We start from the raw sequence: 14,128 nt of genomic DNA, 5'->3' as shown, positions 1-14,128 counted from the left end.
CGGGGCCCCGTTCGTTGTACCCGGGCTATCGGGTCCTGTACTCGGGCATACGACAACCCACGGCCAGTTCCCGGCCTCGCGGCTCGCCTCAGGAGTCCTCCGCTGCAGCCCGTGCGATACCGGTGAGCGTGTTCTCCAGCCCCAGACGAGTCCAGCGCCAGACGATCGGGTAGACCAGCTCCCCCAGCCGCCCCCATGTGCGATGCGCCAGAACCAGACGGACACGAGTGCCACCTGGCGCCTCGATCAGGTGCAGATCCTTCACGAAGGCCACCTCACCGTCGCGACGCCCTGAGACGACGGTGCACGACCAGGTAACCCTCGTGTCCACGGCCGTCTCCAGCCGCCACCTCAGGAAGAGGGTCCGACGTCGCCCCTCCACCCTCTGCACGGCGCCGTCGGAAAGAACCTCAACCAGCTGCTGTCGAGGCAGGGCCCACCACGTGAGCCGATCCGGGTCCCTCAGTAGTGCGGCCAGCTGAGCCACCGAGGCGGAGATGAAGCGTTCCTGGCTCAGCTCCCGGTCCAGGCCGTACCCACGGTACTCATCAGTCATCCGGTAGCGTCCCCGAGCCGGTTCCTTGTCGGCCGCTATCTCACTGAGCTCGGTGCGCAGGCAGTCGACATCAACTCCGCAGTGAGCAAGAAGCCTGACGACCGGCGACTGGAGCGAGACGGTGGATGAGGAGATGAGGGCTTGCAGAGCCTGAGCGCTGGAGTTGAACGAAGTCCCCTTGTTGTCAATGAACTCGGCGGCAGTGTCCGAAAGGGGAATCTCTCCTCCCGCCTCCGCGGTCAGCTCTTCGGCTGAGATCGGCTCAGGTCTGAGGGCGTCGGGAAGGCTGATGCCCACGCGAGCAAAGTCCGTATCAGCCATCTCCTTAATGGCGGCACGCGCTCGCGTGAGAGTCACGCCCCGGGCCGCCAAGACGGCTGCAGCCGTCCCGCCTTGGGCGAGGAGACCGAGGAGCATGTGCTCCAGCTCGACCTCCCGGTGGCGAAGGCGTGCGGCTTCCGCGTGCATGGCGCTGAGCCAGGTCAGGTAGTGGTCAACGGCGGGCATCGTCATCTCCTTCTGGTCGGGGCCAGACCGGGCTGAACTCGCTTGGCGTACTTCTTGTGGACTGCCTGACGAGAGACTCCAAGACAGGAGGCGATCTCGCTCCAACCCATGCCCGCACGTAGAGCGGCCTCGACCTGCGCAAGCTCAAGGCTGTCCGTCAGTCGTCGCAGAGCCGCCACGGCTCGTAGCCCGTCCTCGGGGCGAGTGGTGTTAGCAGCCTCAGTGGCTGCGGTGAGCGCATCCATACGAGCAACCTAGGTTGACGAAACTACTTTGTCAACCCATGTTGCTACTCATCTCCGACAAGGACATTCAGTCAGGAGAACGAACACCTTTCCACTTCCGTCACCCACCAGCCGCTATGCCGATTCCGCCCCCTCAGCCCCTGCCAACCTCGGGCACCCCAGCAAGACCGACGACGCCGCGAGCGAAGTCGATGCGATCCTCTATGGAGCTGAACTCGCCCGCCAAGGGGCCGTCGAGGAGCAGTGATGCCAGGCCGTGCACTCCGGACCAGATCAGCACCTCCACCTCGAGCTGAGCACCATCGCCCATCACGGCCTTCGCCAGACGGGCCAGCTCATGACGCGCACGCTCACCGGCCTCCACCACCTCCGGGAAGCGCTCGGGATCGCAGACGTCGGGTCGGAACATCACCCGGAACACTCCGGGGTGACGTAGCGCAAACTCAACGTAGGCGTTCCCCGAGGCCACCAGGACCGCATGCAGATCCACACTCCCAAGTCCCTCGTGCGCCACAGCGAGCCTGTCCGCGAGCTCATCGAAACCCTCACACACCAAGGCAGCCAGGATGGCCTCGCGATTTGCGAAGTAGTGGTAAGGCGCCTGGTGCGTGCAGCCGGCGCGGCGCGCGACCTCCCGCATGCTCAAGGCGCTGGGGCCGGATTCGTCGAGGAGCTCCCTGCTGGTTCGCAGCAGCTCGGAGCGCAGGTCTCGGCCGCCGCGGCGCCCGGAGTTGCCTGTCGTTTCAGAGGTCATGGGACGAGTCTAGAACCGAACTACTAGACATTGTCCAGTTGACTGCTATGCTGACTTGACACTGTCTAGTCATTGGAGGGGTCAAGGATGTCCTACGACGTCATCGTGATTGGTTCGGGTATTGGAGGCCTGACGACTGCCGGCCTGCTGGCGCAGGCCGGCGGCAAGCGAGTTCTGGTCCTGGAGCGGCATACGGAACCGGGCGGACTGACGCACACCTTCCGGCGTGACGGCGCCTCCTGGGACGTGGGGGTGCACTACATCGGTCAGCTCGGTCCCGGAAGCCAGGGCCGCGCCTACTTCGACTACCTCTCCGGCGGCGAGCTGGAGTGGAACCGCATGCCCGACTCCTACGACAGGTTCGTCTACCCGGGCGTGGAGCTGCGTGTCAGCAGCGATCCGCTTCGGTACGAGCGCGACCTGGTTGACGCATTCCCGCAGGAGGCCAGAGCCATTCACCGCTACTTCCAGGATGTTCGCCGGGTGACACGGTGGGCGACGCTGGGCTTCATCCAGGGGATGGTCCCCCGGCCTGCGGCCTCGCTGCTCAGGGCAGCCCAGCGCCTGGGAGGCCGTCGAGCCACTCAGACGACGAAGGCGTATCTGGATGCCCACTTCCGCTCCCCCAGGCTCAAGGCCGTCCTGGCCAGTCAGTGGGGGGACTACGGCCTGCCGCCGTCCCGATCGGCCTTTGCCGTGCACGCGCTGATCGTCTCCCACTACCTCGAGGGCGCCTGGTTCCCCCGCGGTGGGAGCGCGCGGATCGCCCGCACCTTCGAGAAGGGCATTGAGCAGGCCGGAGGCGCTGTCCGCGTCGGGCAGGAGGTCACCGAGATCCTCACCGAGAACGGGACGGCGGTCGGGGTCCGCGTCATGGACCACCGAGGCGCCCAGGTCCGCGAACGCGTCTACCGCGCCCCGGTCATCGTCTCCGCCATCGGCGCCTCCAACACCTTCAACCGCCTGCTGCCCACATTCGGTGAGATCGGGCGGCGCACCGGGCCCGCGCGCCGCACGCTGGAGCACCTGGGTACGGGTACGTCCGCGGTCACCGTGTTCCTGCGCCTGCGTGACGACCCGCGCAGCATCGGCATCGATGGCGGCAACATCTGGATCAACCGGGACCTCGATCACGAGGGTGCACAACGCTGCAGCGATTCGCTGCTCGAGGGACACCTGCATGACGTGTTCGTCTCCTTTCCCTCCCTGAAGTCAGGCGAGTCCCCGCATACCGCCGAGCTCATCTCCTTCTGTGACGCGCGGGCCTTCCGGCAGTGGGCCGAGCAGCCCCGAGAAAACCGCGGCCCCGAGTACTCCGTTCTCAAGGAGCACATCGCCCGAGGCATGCTGGAGCTGGCTGAGAGCGCGGCTCCGGGGCTGACCGAGCTCGTGGACTACGTGGAGACCTCCACTCCTTTGACCTACGAGCACTACACCGCTCATCCCGCCGGGGCCTTCTACGGACCTCCGGCCACTCCGCTGAGGTTCCGGTCTCGGCCTCTGGGGCCACGCACAGCCGTTTCGGGCCTGTTCCTCTCCGGCCAGGATGCCGGGAGCGCAGGCATCATGGGAGCCATGATGGGCGGAGTCGCAGCCGCGTGCCAGGTCCTTGGGCCTCGCGGGTATCCCACCATCGCCTCCGCCCTGCGCGAGAGGCCCGAGGCTCCTGAGTCTCGCGCGGAGCACGCGCTACCCGAGGGTAAGCACCTCGCCACCCTGGTCGCCAAACGGCGTCTGACTCCCAGCGTGTGGGAGGCGGAGCTGCAGTTGGACGGCAGTATCGGCTCGTGGGCGCCGGGGCAGTTCGCCCGTCTGCACGTGGGCGATGACGCATGGCGTGACTACTCGATCGCGGGGCTGGAGGAGGATCGTCTTCGTCTGCTCATCTCCACCCGGACAGGCGGTCGGGGATCCCGGTTCATTGAGAACGCGGACACGGGCGCGCAGACAGTGGTGGAGCTGCCCCTGGGAGGCTTCGGGCTCGTCGACTCGGGCAGGCGCCGTCTGTTCATCGCCACTGGCACGGGTATCGCGCCCATGCTGGCCATGTTCGGTCAGGCTGCCGGCCTGGAGCGCGACATTCTGCTCTTCGGGTGCCGCTACCAGGAGGAGGACCTGACCACCAGGATCGGCTCTCCGATGCCGGGAACCGTCGTGCGCTGCCTGAGCCGCCAGGAGGCTCCGGACGCGTTCCACGGACGAGTCACCCAGGCCCTCACCGCACTCGCTCACGACCTCCAGCTCGACCCCGAGTGCACGGACGTCTACCTGTGCGGTTCAGCGGCGATGGTGGCAGAAGCACGAGACGTGCTCGACCGCGAGGGCTACACGTCGGTCCTGACCGAGCCCTACTGAGCACCGCGGGGGCCGCATCCACCCCATTCCGCGTCCGGCAGGTAGCTCACTCCACGGTACGGATGTCGGCCACTCGCCACGGCTCCGGGACGACGATGAGCACAACCCTGCGGGACTGGAGGGCCGGAACTGTCCGCGTTCCCGCAGGTCCCGAACGCGTTGAGGCGCTTTGAGACAGCGTCACCTGGACCGCTCTCGCGCCGGCCCACTGCTCCGCCGCGTCGTCAGGCAGCCTCATCTCAGCGACCTGGCTGATGGAGGTATGCAGCCCCCCGACGCCTTCACCGGAGTCGAGCAGCTCAGTGAGAACCTGTGTGTCAGCCTGTGCCGCGGGCGACCCAGGTACTGTCGTAGCCGCTAGAGCGATGGCATCACCGGCCATGAGAGCCCGGTCGCGAGCATCGGCCAGTCCGACGACGACACTGACCATGTCGGCGGCTCCGTCCCCTCCAGGAGTCGGCGTCGACGCCCTCACGGTTGAGCTCCCGGTGGTGGCGGGAGACGGGCTGCCTACAGGAAGGGCACCAGCGCTGGCGGACGCCGACGATTGCGCAGGGCTTGACGGGCTTGCGACTGCGCCGAGCGCCCACGCGGGCCTGTGCGAGACCAGGGCTTTGGCCGGTCCCCAGGCGGCCAGGCTGATGGCCACCAGCACCACCGCCGCAAGTCCCCAGACGCGTGTGCGTCTGCGCCCTGCTACTGCCCTTCTCCCCCAGCGTATGGCCGCGGGCCCCCGCCCGGTGCTGTTGGCGCTACCGACCTCCTTCCGAGGCGCGCCCTTCGTTCTCAGCCGGGAACCTGCCCCCGCTCTGAGACTGAGCCTGGAACCGACCGTGCGAGTCGGGGTGCGGGCCGCTGCTCGCAGGGAGCCGGCAGCCAGGCGGGCGCCGTCGGGCAGCTCAATGGGTGAGGCCTGCCCCAGCTGAGGCGCTCGGGCCGCCAGGTCCCGAGCACTGGGACGGTCAGCGGGATCCTCGGCCAGCGCGTCAGTCAGGATTCCCGCCAGGCGCCGGGAGGCAGTGCCACCCTGTCCCGCGCACTCGGTCAGCAGACGGGCCAGGGCGTAGACGTCACCGGCAGAGGACGCCGGGGCACCGGTGAGACGTTCCGGCGCGGCATACTCCTGTGTACCCGTCTCCATGGCGGAGCCCAGTAGGTCAACAAGGACCGGATGTCCATCAGCGGCCACCAGGACGTTGCCGGCAGATACGTCCCCGTGGGTCGCTCCATGCTCGTGCAGGTAGGCCAGTGCCGAGCCCAGAACGTCCAGGAGCGTGGCCAGCCAGGAGACGTTCAGCCGTCCTCGCGCCCCCAGGACCACGTCGAGTCCCGCCCCTTCAACGAGGTCCATGATGACGCCTGCCCGGTTGTCGGGCAGCGAGACCACCTCCCGCACGGTCACCAGGCCAGGGTGGCGCAGGACGCGCAGATCGGCCAAGCGCCGCAGGACTATGGCTCCAGCACGTCCGTGGGGCAGGTCGACGACCCGGATGACCACGTCACGCCCCTGTCCGTCCAGCCCACGGCGAGGGGCGCTGGAGGCGGTCGAGCGCCCCATGACCTCACCAACGGTGTAGCCCTGCTGCGACAGGGTGCTGAGTGCCGAGTCGGGAATGCTCGGCTCCGCGTCGGAGGGAGGCAGCGAGGCTGCGCGAGGGGAGCCGACACGCCGAGGCCGGGGCCGACGGAAGGACAGGTGACGGCGCCGGGGCCTGGCACGGTTGGAGGCACCGTCTCGAGAGCGGTCGGCAGGGCGGGGGCACGTCGTCGGGCTCATACACTCCATGGTCATCACGGCACTCCGGAATGACCAGCCCTTTCGACCGGCCTGTGGATAACTCGGGCTCGAGTGCCGGTTGTGGTCACGTAGACTGCGCCCGTGCTGCGTGAGGACATGAAGCTCGGTTCCCGGCTCATCCCCTTCCATGAGGGCTGGCAGCGGCAGAAGGATCTTCACGGTGAAGTCGCCGAGGGACGTCGCCCCTCCACGCTCCTGCTCGTGGAGCACGAGCCGGTCTACACCGTCGGCAGGAGGGCCCACTCCTGGGAGCGGCCCAGCGCCGACGTCGTCGAGCCCGGTCACGTACCGGTGGTCGACGTGGACCGTGGCGGCAAGACCACCTGGCACGGGCCCGGACAGCTGACCGTGTACCCGATCCTGCACCTGACCCAACCCATTGACGTCATCCGCTACGTACGGGCCCTGGAGGCCGCCGTCATTGACCTGTGCGACCTCTACGGACTGGAGACGATCCGTGTTGAGGGGCGCTCCGGGGTCTGGCTGCCGGCCGATCCTGAAGCCGCGGGCGAGGCGGATCAGCTTGTGCGCCCCGAGCGCAAGATCTGCGCTCTAGGGGTGAGGGTCGCCCGCGGCGTGACCATGCACGGGATCGGCCTGAACGTCGACCCCGACCTGGAGGCCTTCTCCCTGGATCGCATCATTCCCTGCGGAATCGACGACGCCGGCGTGACCTCACTGACAGCAGAGACCGGCAGGCATCTGGAGACCAGCGCCCCCGCGGATGCTCTGGTCTGCGCTCTGGAGAACCATCTGACTCCCTTGGTGGCGGATGCCACGTGACAACAGGCCTCACTCCTAGGCCGGAGGTCCTATAAACCTCGGGGGAGTACTAGACTCACCGTGGAACCGTCGTCAGCGAGGAGAGGTAGACGTGAGCACCACCGTGGCCCCTGAGGGACGTAAGCTCTTGCGGGTTGAGGCGCGCAATGCCCAGACCCCCATTGAGTCCAAGCCCGACTGGCTGCGCACCCGCGCCGTCGTCTCCGACACCTACCAGGAGGTCCGCGGCCTGGTGAGGGAGAAGAGCCTGCACACGGTGTGTGCTGAGGCCAACTGCCCCAACATCTACGAGTGCTGGAACGACCGTGAGGCCACCTTCCTGGTGGGTGGCGAGATGTGCACCCGACGTTGCGACTTCTGCGACATCGCCACCGGACGTCCCACCGAGTACGACGTCGATGAGCCCAGGCGCGTGGCAGTCTCGATCAAGGAGATGGACCTGCGCTACGCCACCGTCACCGGGGTGGCCCGCGACGACCGTCCCGACGGCGGTGCCTGGCTCTACGCCGAGACCGCCCGCCAGGTGCACGAGCTCTCGCCGGGCACCGGTGTCGAGCTGCTCATCCCCGACTTCAAGGGAAACCCCGACGCGCTTGAGGACGTCTTCTCCTCGCGCCCCGAGGTTCTCGGCCACAACCTGGAGACGGTCCCGCGCATCTTCAAGCGGATCCGGCCGGCCTTCTCCTACCAGGGCAGCCTCGACGTCATCACGGCCGCCGCGGAGGCAGGACTGGTCACCAAGTCCAACCTCATCCTGGGCATGGGCGAGACCCGTGACGAGATCGAGGCGGCCATGGCCGCCCTGGTGGAGGCGCGCTGCGACATCCTCACCATCACCCAGTACCTGCGCCCCTCCAAGCTGCACCACCCCGTTGACCGCTGGGTCAAACCCCAGGAGTTCGTGGATCTCAGCCGCCTGGCCGAGGAGATCGGGTTCGCCGCCGTCATGAGCGGCCCCATGGTGCGTTCCTCCTACCGCGCCGGCATGCTGTGGGGACGGGCCATGGTCAAGCGCGGCCGCCCCATCCCCGAGCACCTCTCGCAGCTCGCCGAGCCGGCCACCGCCCGCCAGGAGGCGTCGGCCCTGCTAGGGGCCCACCCCCACCTCGCCGCCGCCTGCTGAAGGCGAGGCGCGGGTCCCACGCAGCCGACCGGGTTCCCGGTGCGCACCGGCCTGCCACGCTGACGGCGAGACCATGTGTGCCGGCGCACCAACGTCGTCTATGGTGTGCCCGTGAGTAGTGCCCAGTCCCCCCAGCCGAAGAAGAAGCGCCGGCTGGCTCAGTACCTTCAGAACATCAAGGACTCCTACACGATCTCGCGGCGGAGCTACCCGTGGATCGGATGGGTGATGCTGGCGGTACTCGCCACCTGCCTCGCCCTGGGGGCCGCTGTCTCCTTCGGCTACGGACTGTCCCTGTGGTACTGGCTGATGGTGGGCATCCTCATGGCGCTCACGATCGACATGGTCATTCTGTCAGTCGTGGTGCGCCGTGCTTCCTTCTCCCAGATCGAGGGAATGCCAGGAGCGGCGAAGGCCGTTCTGGACCAGATCGGTCGGGGCTGGTTTGTGGAGCCCGAGCCCGTGGCCTTCACCAAGGACCAGGACCTCGTGTGGCGGCTGGTGGGACGCCCCGGTGTCGTTCTCATCGCGGAGGGACCCAGCACCCGCACCCGACGCATGTTGGCCGAGGAGGAGCGAAAGGTCCATCGGCTGCTGTCGACCGTTCCCATCCACACCCTTCAGGTGGGCACTGACGCCGGCCAGGTACGCCTGACCGACCTGTCCAAGACACTGCGCCAGCTCCCGACCAAGCCCACGTCACTGACTGACAGCGAGATCACGCAGGTCTCCAAGCGTCTGACGTCGATGGCCGGCAAGAACCTGCCGATCCCCAAGCACATCGATCCCAATCGGGTCCGCCCCGACCGCCGTGCCATGCGCGGGCGCTGACTCTCTCAGCACCCGCCCCACCTCCATCTCCCATCACTCAGAGCCCTGCCGGAGTCACTGAGGCCCAGCGATGAACGGGCGAAACACTCAGGCAACACTGACGCCATTCCTTTGTCACGGTAGCGTCAATATAGTGGCCGTTGTCAGCCGCAGTGCATACGTGTGGAGTATGTGCGCCGTTCCCACTTGGAGGAGATATGTTCAAGGACGCATCCGAGGCACTGACGTTCATCGAGAAGGAGAATGTCGCGCTGGTCGATGTGCGGTTCTGTGACCTACCCGGCGTCATGCAGCACTTCACTATTCCTGTGGCGGCCTTCAAGGATGAGGCACTCACTGACGGCCTGATGTTTGACGGCTCATCGATCCGAGGCTTCACCGCGATCCACGAGTCAGATATGAAGCTGGTTCCCGATGTGACCACCGCATTCCTGGACCCGTTCCGCGAGGAGAAGACCCTGGTCGTCAACTTCTCGATCGTCGATCCCTTCACGGACGAGGTCTACTCCCGCGACCCCCGCTCGATCGCCGCCAAGGCCGAGGACTACCTGCGCTCCACCGGAATCGCTGACACCTGCTACATCGGGGCCGAGGCCGAGTTCTACCTCTTCGACTCGGTGCGCTACGAGGCCTCACCAGCCGAGTCCTTCTACGCCATCGACTCCTGCGAGGCGGCCTGGAACACCGGGCGAGAGGAGGAGGGCGGCAACAAGGGGTACAAGACCGCTTTCAAGGGCGGCTACTTCCCCGTCTCCCCCAACGATCAGATGGCCGATATCCGGGACCGCATGGTCCGTACCTGCCTCGCCTCCGGACTGGAGATCGAACGGGCTCATCACGAGGTCGGCACTGCCGGACAGCAGGAGATCAACTACCGATTCAGCTCCCTGCTCGCCGCGGGCGACGACATGATGAAGTTCAAGTACATCATCAAGAACGAGGCCTGGCGCAACGGCAAGACGGCCACCTTCATGCCCAAGCCGATCTTCGGCGACAACGGCTCGGGCATGCACACCCACCACTCGCTGTGGAAGGACGGCAAGCCGCTGTTCTTCGACGAGCGGGGCTACGGCCAGCTCTCGGACCTCGCCCGCTGGTACATCGGTGGGATCCTGGCCCACGCCCCGGCGCTGCTGGCCTTCACCAACCCGTCGGTGAACTCCTTCCACCGCCTGGTCCCCGGCTTCGAGGCGCCGGTCAACCTGGTCTACTCGGCCCGCAACCGCTCGGCCTGCATCCGCATCCCGGTCACCGGCTCCTCCCCCAAGGCCAAGCGAGTGGAGTACCGGGTGCCGGATCCCTCCTCCAACCCCTACCTGTGCTTCGCGGCCGTCCTCATGGCCGGTATTGACGGAATCCGCAACCGCATCGAGCCCCGCGAGCCCATCGACAAGGACCTCTACGAGCTGGCTCCCGAGGAGTACTTCGACATCGACAAGCTCCCCGACAGCCTGGACCAGGCGCTGGAGGCACTGGAGGACGACCACGACTTCCTCACCGAGGGAGACGTCTTCACCCCCGACCTCATCGAGACCTGGATCGAGTACAAGCGCACCAACGAGATCGAGCCGCTGCGGCTGCGCCCCCACCCCTACGAGTTCCAGCTCTACTACGACCTGTGAGCCGCTGACCCAGCTCAGACGGCGGCCCTGAGCCTCCTACACACGAGGCTCAGGGCCGCCGTCGTGCTATACGCCACCCTCCCGACTTGCATATCTATACTGCATTGCGGATATTCTTTCTCTGTCTTGATCCACTCCGAAGAGGAGATCCCACGATGAGGATCCGCCATCACGCCTCCCTCGGGCTGGCAGCCACCGCCTGCCTGGTCCTCAGCGGATGCACCAACGCCGCTGACTGGAACGCGAACCGGAGCTCGCAGATCCACTCCTTCGACACCTCGTCGATCCAGGCGCAGCCCGACATCATTGCCAAGCTCCCTCAGGGCGCCCTCGAGGACGGCGTCCTCGACGTGGCCGCCTCCACGGACTACGCGCCGGCCGAGTTCCTCGACCCCTCGGGCACGGCCGTGGGCTACGACGTCGACCTGACCAACGCGATCGCCGCCGTCCTGGGCGTCAAGGGCAAGGTGCACACCGCCGAGTTCGACTCCATCATCGCCTCGATCGGCTCGAAGTACGACGCCGGCATCTCCTCCTTCACCGTCACCCCCGAACGTACCGCGGAGGTCGACATGACCGCCTACATCAACGTGGGCTCGCGATTCAACGTCCAGGCCGGCAACCCCAAGGGCGTCGAGTCCTCCGACCACCTCCAGCTGTGCGGGCGGACCATCGGCGTCCAGGTGGGTACCGCCCAGGAGACCACCATGCGCGACGCCGCCGACAAGTGCGCGCAGGCGGGCAAGCCGGTTCTGTCCGTGCGTTCCTACTCCAAGCAGTCCGAGGCCACCACCGGCCTGGTGGGCGGCACCATCGACGCCACCTACTCCGACTCCACCGTGGCCGGCTACGCCGTCGAGCTGACCGACGGTCAGATCGTCACCCTCGGGGAGATCGAGGACGCCGCCCCCCAGGGGGTAGTGACCGCCAAGGCCGATCCGCAGTTCACCGCCGCGATCCAGGCCGCCATCCAGTACCTCATGGACCACGGCATCTGGCAGAAGATCCTGGACAACTGGGGCGTGAAGGACGCCGCCCTGACCACCGCAGAACTCAATCCCGCAGTGAAGGAGTGAGCCGTGAGCGCCTCACCCGTTTCCGAGGACGACAAGGTCGTCCTCAACAACCCCAAGCCCGTCCCCCGCCCGGGGACGTGGATCAGTGCCGCGATCGTCACGATCCTGGGGGCCATGCTCATCCACGGGCTGGTCACCAATGAGAAGTTCCACTGGTCCACGGTCTGGTTCTTCCTGCGTGAGGTCCACGTGGTCAAGGCCGTCGGCTGGACGCTGCTGCTGACCTTCATGGCGATGGCCATCGGCATCGTGCTAGCGGTCACCACGGCGATCCTGCGCCAATCCTCAAACCCGGTCCTGCGCTGGGTGGCACTGGCCTACCTGTGGTTCTTCCGCGGCACCCCGATCTACACCCAGCTGGTCTTCTGGGGGGCGCTGTCCGCGCTCTACCAGAAGCTGAGTCTGGGAATCCCCTTCGGCCCCGAGCTGCTGACCTTCAAGACGACGACGGTCTTCACCCCCTTCGTCGCGGCGGTCCTGGGGCTGGGCATCAACGAGGGCGCCTATCTGTCCGAGATCGTCCGCTCGGGCCTGAACTCGGTGGACAAGGGCCAGAGCGAGGCCGCCGGAGCCCTGGGCATGAGCAGGGGCCAGATCCTGCGCAGGATCGTCCTGCCCCAGGCGATGAGGGTCATCGTTCCGCCCACCGGCAACGAGACGATCTCCATGCTCAAGACGACCTCCTTGGTCCTGGCGGTCCCCTTCACCCTGGATCTGACCTTCGTCACCAACTCCTACGCGTCGCTGACCTACCAGATCATTCCGCTGCTTCTGGTCGCGGCCATCTGGTACATCATCATCACCTCGATCCTCATGGTGGGACAGCACTACATCGAGCGCTATTACGGCAAGGGCTTCGACTCTGACAAGTCCTCCGGCTCCTCGGGCCGGGGCCTGTCGGCCCGCCAGCAGGCCATCCTCGATGCGCACACCACCAAGGACGATCCCTTCCTGGAGGTCACCCCATGAGCACATCCGCCCAGGCGGCAGCCGCTACGCCCAAGGTCGAGATCAGCGCCCTGCACAAGTTCTTCGGTGAGCTGCACGTGCTGCGGGGCATCGATCTCATCGTCCCACCCGGCTCGGTGACGGTTCTCATCGGCCCGTCGGGCTCGGGAAAGTCGACACTGCTGCGCTGCATCAATGAGCTGGAGTCCATCGACGCCGGCCGGGTCAAGGTCGACGGCGAGCTCATCGGGATGCGTGAGGTCGAGCGCGGTGGTCGCGCCGAGCTGCACGCCCTGTCGGACAAGGCCCGTGCTGCTCAGCGCGCCAAGATCGGCATGGTCTTCCAGCGTTTCAACCTCTTCCCCCACATGACAGCTCTCCAGAACGTCATGGAGGCACCGGTCATGGTCAAGAAGACTCCGAAGGCCAAGGCCCGTGAGCGCGGCATCGAGCTGCTGGAGCGGGTGGGGCTCGGGGATCGCCTCGAGCACTACCCCTCCCAGCTCTCCGGTGGTCAGCAGCAGCGGGTGGCGATCGCCCGGGCTCTGGCCATGGACCCTGAGCTCATGCTCTTCGACGAGCCGACCTCCGCGCTGGATCCCGAACTGGTCGGCGAGGTCCTGCAGGTGATGCAGGACCTCGCCGCCTCCGGCATGACGATGGTCGTGGTCACCCATGAGATGGGCTTCGCCCGGGAGGTGGGTGATCAGCTGATCTTCATGGACGGCGGTGTCATCTGCGAGTCCGGTGACCCCGTGGAGGTCCTGGACAACCCGCAGGCCGAGCGCACCCGGGCCTTCCTCTCCTCGGTCCTGTAGGGGGCAGGCCGGTTCAGGAGGGGGTCTGGTCCCAGGCCCCGTCATCCCAGGAGGTCAGGCTCCACCCACCACCGGGATCGCCGTCGACAACGGTGATCCCGGTGTTGTGCATGGGGCGGTCAGCGACCCACAGCGGGTCCACGCCGCCTCCAGCTGCGGCCCTCAGGGAGGTCCACAGGCGCAGCGCGGTGCCGTGGGAGACGATCAGGGCCGATGAGTCCCCCGCCCCGGCGGCCTGCTCACAGATGCGGCTGACGGCCTTGTCGAAGCGTTGAAGCGTGTCGTGTCCGTCCTCCGGGGAGCCGGGGATGCGGCAGGCGGGGCGCCCCGCCATCCAGGCCCGGGTGGTGTCCACGTAGCAGGCCACCGAGCGCGCGTCGGTGTTCATCTCCAGGTCGGCGGCCAACACCTCACGCAGTCCCGAGTCGACAGTGGCGCTCAGGCCGGTGGCGGCCTCGATGGGGGCGATGGTCTGCCTGGCGCGCAGGATCGGGGAGACCCACAGCGACCCCAGCCCGTGGAGGAGGCCGGCCATGCCCAAACGGTCCGGCAATCCGTCGGCCTGCTCCAGCCCCACCTCATCCAGGGGATTTCCAGGGAAGGCGGTGTCGAGTGCCTGCATGACATTGGCCTCGGTGCGACCGTGGCGTACAAGAATGAGCCTCACGGCAGCAAGTCTGCCAGGTTCGCAGAGCGAGGACCCACGACGACG

Annotated in this window: 13 protein-coding genes; 8 read left to right on the top strand and 5 right to left on the bottom strand. The window is 66.9% G+C overall.

Annotation, left to right across the window (positions count from 1 at the left end; translation table 11 throughout):
- Positions 1–88: 88 nt before the first annotated feature.
- The 3 genes from AXE84_RS10445 to AXE84_RS10440 form a co-directional block, all read right to left on the bottom strand.
- Positions 89–1,063, bottom strand: coding sequence for a Clp protease N-terminal domain-containing protein (locus AXE84_RS10445; protein ID WP_060958243.1), 975 nt, complete (start codon positions 1,061–1,063; stop codon positions 89–91).
- Positions 1,064–1,065: 2 nt separating this feature from the next.
- A complete protein-coding gene (locus tag AXE84_RS12725; RefSeq protein ID WP_081093151.1) occupies positions 1,066–1,308 on the bottom strand; it encodes a hypothetical protein in 243 nt (80 codons plus the stop codon).
- 133 nt (positions 1,309–1,441) lie between these two features.
- Positions 1,442–2,062: a TetR/AcrR family transcriptional regulator gene (locus AXE84_RS10440; RefSeq protein ID WP_060957824.1), complete on the bottom strand. Its 621-nt coding sequence runs from the start codon at positions 2,060–2,062 to the stop codon at positions 1,442–1,444.
- Between the two features lie 87 nt (positions 2,063–2,149).
- On the opposite strand from AXE84_RS10440, the gene AXE84_RS10435 reads away from it, so the two are divergent.
- Entirely contained in the window at positions 2,150–4,417 is a 2,268-nt protein-coding gene (locus AXE84_RS10435) for an FAD-dependent oxidoreductase (RefSeq protein ID WP_060957823.1), read from the top strand.
- A 46-nt stretch (positions 4,418–4,463) separates the two neighbouring features.
- Here AXE84_RS10435 and AXE84_RS10430 read toward each other — a convergent pair whose 3' ends face one another.
- Positions 4,464–6,194, bottom strand: a complete 1,731-nt coding sequence (locus AXE84_RS10430; protein WP_236750052.1) for a serine/threonine-protein kinase — start codon at positions 6,192–6,194, stop codon at positions 4,464–4,466.
- A gap of 102 nt (positions 6,195–6,296) precedes the next feature.
- Here AXE84_RS10430 and lipB point away from each other — a divergent pair, with 102 nt between their 5' ends.
- The 7 genes from lipB to AXE84_RS10395 all read left to right on the top strand — a co-directional run bounded on the left by lipB (position 6,297) and on the right by AXE84_RS10395 (position 13,416).
- Positions 6,297–6,998, top strand: coding sequence for a lipoyl(octanoyl) transferase LipB (lipB, locus tag AXE84_RS10425; RefSeq protein WP_060957821.1), 702 nt, complete (start codon positions 6,297–6,299; stop codon positions 6,996–6,998).
- Between the two features lie 91 nt (positions 6,999–7,089).
- Entirely contained in the window at positions 7,090–8,121 is a 1,032-nt protein-coding gene (locus AXE84_RS10420) for a lipoyl synthase (RefSeq protein WP_004564776.1), read from the top strand.
- Between the two features lie 75 nt (positions 8,122–8,196).
- Entirely contained in the window at positions 8,197–8,952 is a 756-nt protein-coding gene (locus AXE84_RS10415; RefSeq protein ID WP_010615348.1) for a DUF4191 domain-containing protein, read from the top strand.
- A 197-nt stretch (positions 8,953–9,149) separates the two neighbouring features.
- Positions 9,150–10,574, top strand: coding sequence for a type I glutamate--ammonia ligase (gene glnA, locus AXE84_RS10410; protein WP_010615349.1), 1,425 nt, complete (start codon positions 9,150–9,152; stop codon positions 10,572–10,574).
- Between the two features lie 155 nt (positions 10,575–10,729).
- Positions 10,730–11,650, top strand: coding sequence for an ABC transporter substrate-binding protein (locus AXE84_RS10405; RefSeq protein ID WP_010615350.1), 921 nt, complete (start codon positions 10,730–10,732; stop codon positions 11,648–11,650).
- A 3-nt stretch (positions 11,651–11,653) separates the two neighbouring features.
- Positions 11,654–12,619, top strand: coding sequence for an amino acid ABC transporter permease (locus AXE84_RS10400; protein ID WP_010615351.1), 966 nt, complete (start codon positions 11,654–11,656; stop codon positions 12,617–12,619).
- Positions 12,616–13,416 carry an amino acid ABC transporter ATP-binding protein gene (locus AXE84_RS10395; RefSeq protein ID WP_010615352.1) on the top strand — a complete coding sequence of 267 codons (801 nt, stop codon included), beginning with the start codon at positions 12,616–12,618 and terminating at the stop codon, positions 13,414–13,416. The genes AXE84_RS10400 and AXE84_RS10395 overlap by 4 nt, the downstream gene beginning before the upstream one ends.
- Positions 13,417–13,429: 13 nt before the next feature.
- Here AXE84_RS10395 and AXE84_RS10390 read toward each other — a convergent pair whose 3' ends face one another.
- Complete coding sequence (locus AXE84_RS10390) at positions 13,430–14,083, bottom strand: histidine phosphatase family protein (protein ID WP_029316723.1); 654 nt, start codon at positions 14,081–14,083, stop codon at positions 13,430–13,432.
- Between the last annotated feature and the right edge of the window lie 45 nt (positions 14,084–14,128).

The organism is Actinomyces oris (assembly GCF_001553935.1).
GTDB lineage: Bacteria > Actinomycetota > Actinomycetes > Actinomycetales > Actinomycetaceae > Actinomyces > Actinomyces oris_A.
Note: the sequence above shows the minus strand (reverse complement) of the source record. Positions and strands in the feature narration are given on the sequence as shown.

Excerpts from the sequence above, each read along its gene's own strand:
- AXE84_RS10445 (WP_060958243.1), bottom strand. The coding sequence starts at position 1,063 with ATGCCCGCCGTTGACCACTACCTGACCTGGCTCAGCGCCATGCACGCG.
- AXE84_RS12725 (WP_081093151.1), bottom strand. The coding sequence starts at position 1,308 with ATGGATGCGCTCACCGCAGCCACTGAGGCTGCTAACACCACTCGCCCC.
- AXE84_RS10440 (WP_060957824.1), bottom strand. The coding sequence starts at position 2,062 with ATGACCTCTGAAACGACAGGCAACTCCGGGCGCCGCGGCGGCCGAGAC.
- AXE84_RS10435 (WP_060957823.1), top strand. The coding sequence starts at position 2,150 with ATGTCCTACGACGTCATCGTGATTGGTTCGGGTATTGGAGGCCTGACG.
- AXE84_RS10430 (WP_236750052.1), bottom strand. The coding sequence starts at position 6,194 with ATGAGCCCGACGACGTGCCCCCGCCCTGCCGACCGCTCTCGAGACGGT.
- glnA (WP_010615349.1), top strand. The coding sequence starts at position 9,150 with ATGTTCAAGGACGCATCCGAGGCACTGACGTTCATCGAGAAGGAGAAT.
- AXE84_RS10405 (WP_010615350.1), top strand. The coding sequence starts at position 10,730 with ATGAGGATCCGCCATCACGCCTCCCTCGGGCTGGCAGCCACCGCCTGC.
- AXE84_RS10395 (WP_010615352.1), top strand. The coding sequence starts at position 12,616 with ATGAGCACATCCGCCCAGGCGGCAGCCGCTACGCCCAAGGTCGAGATC.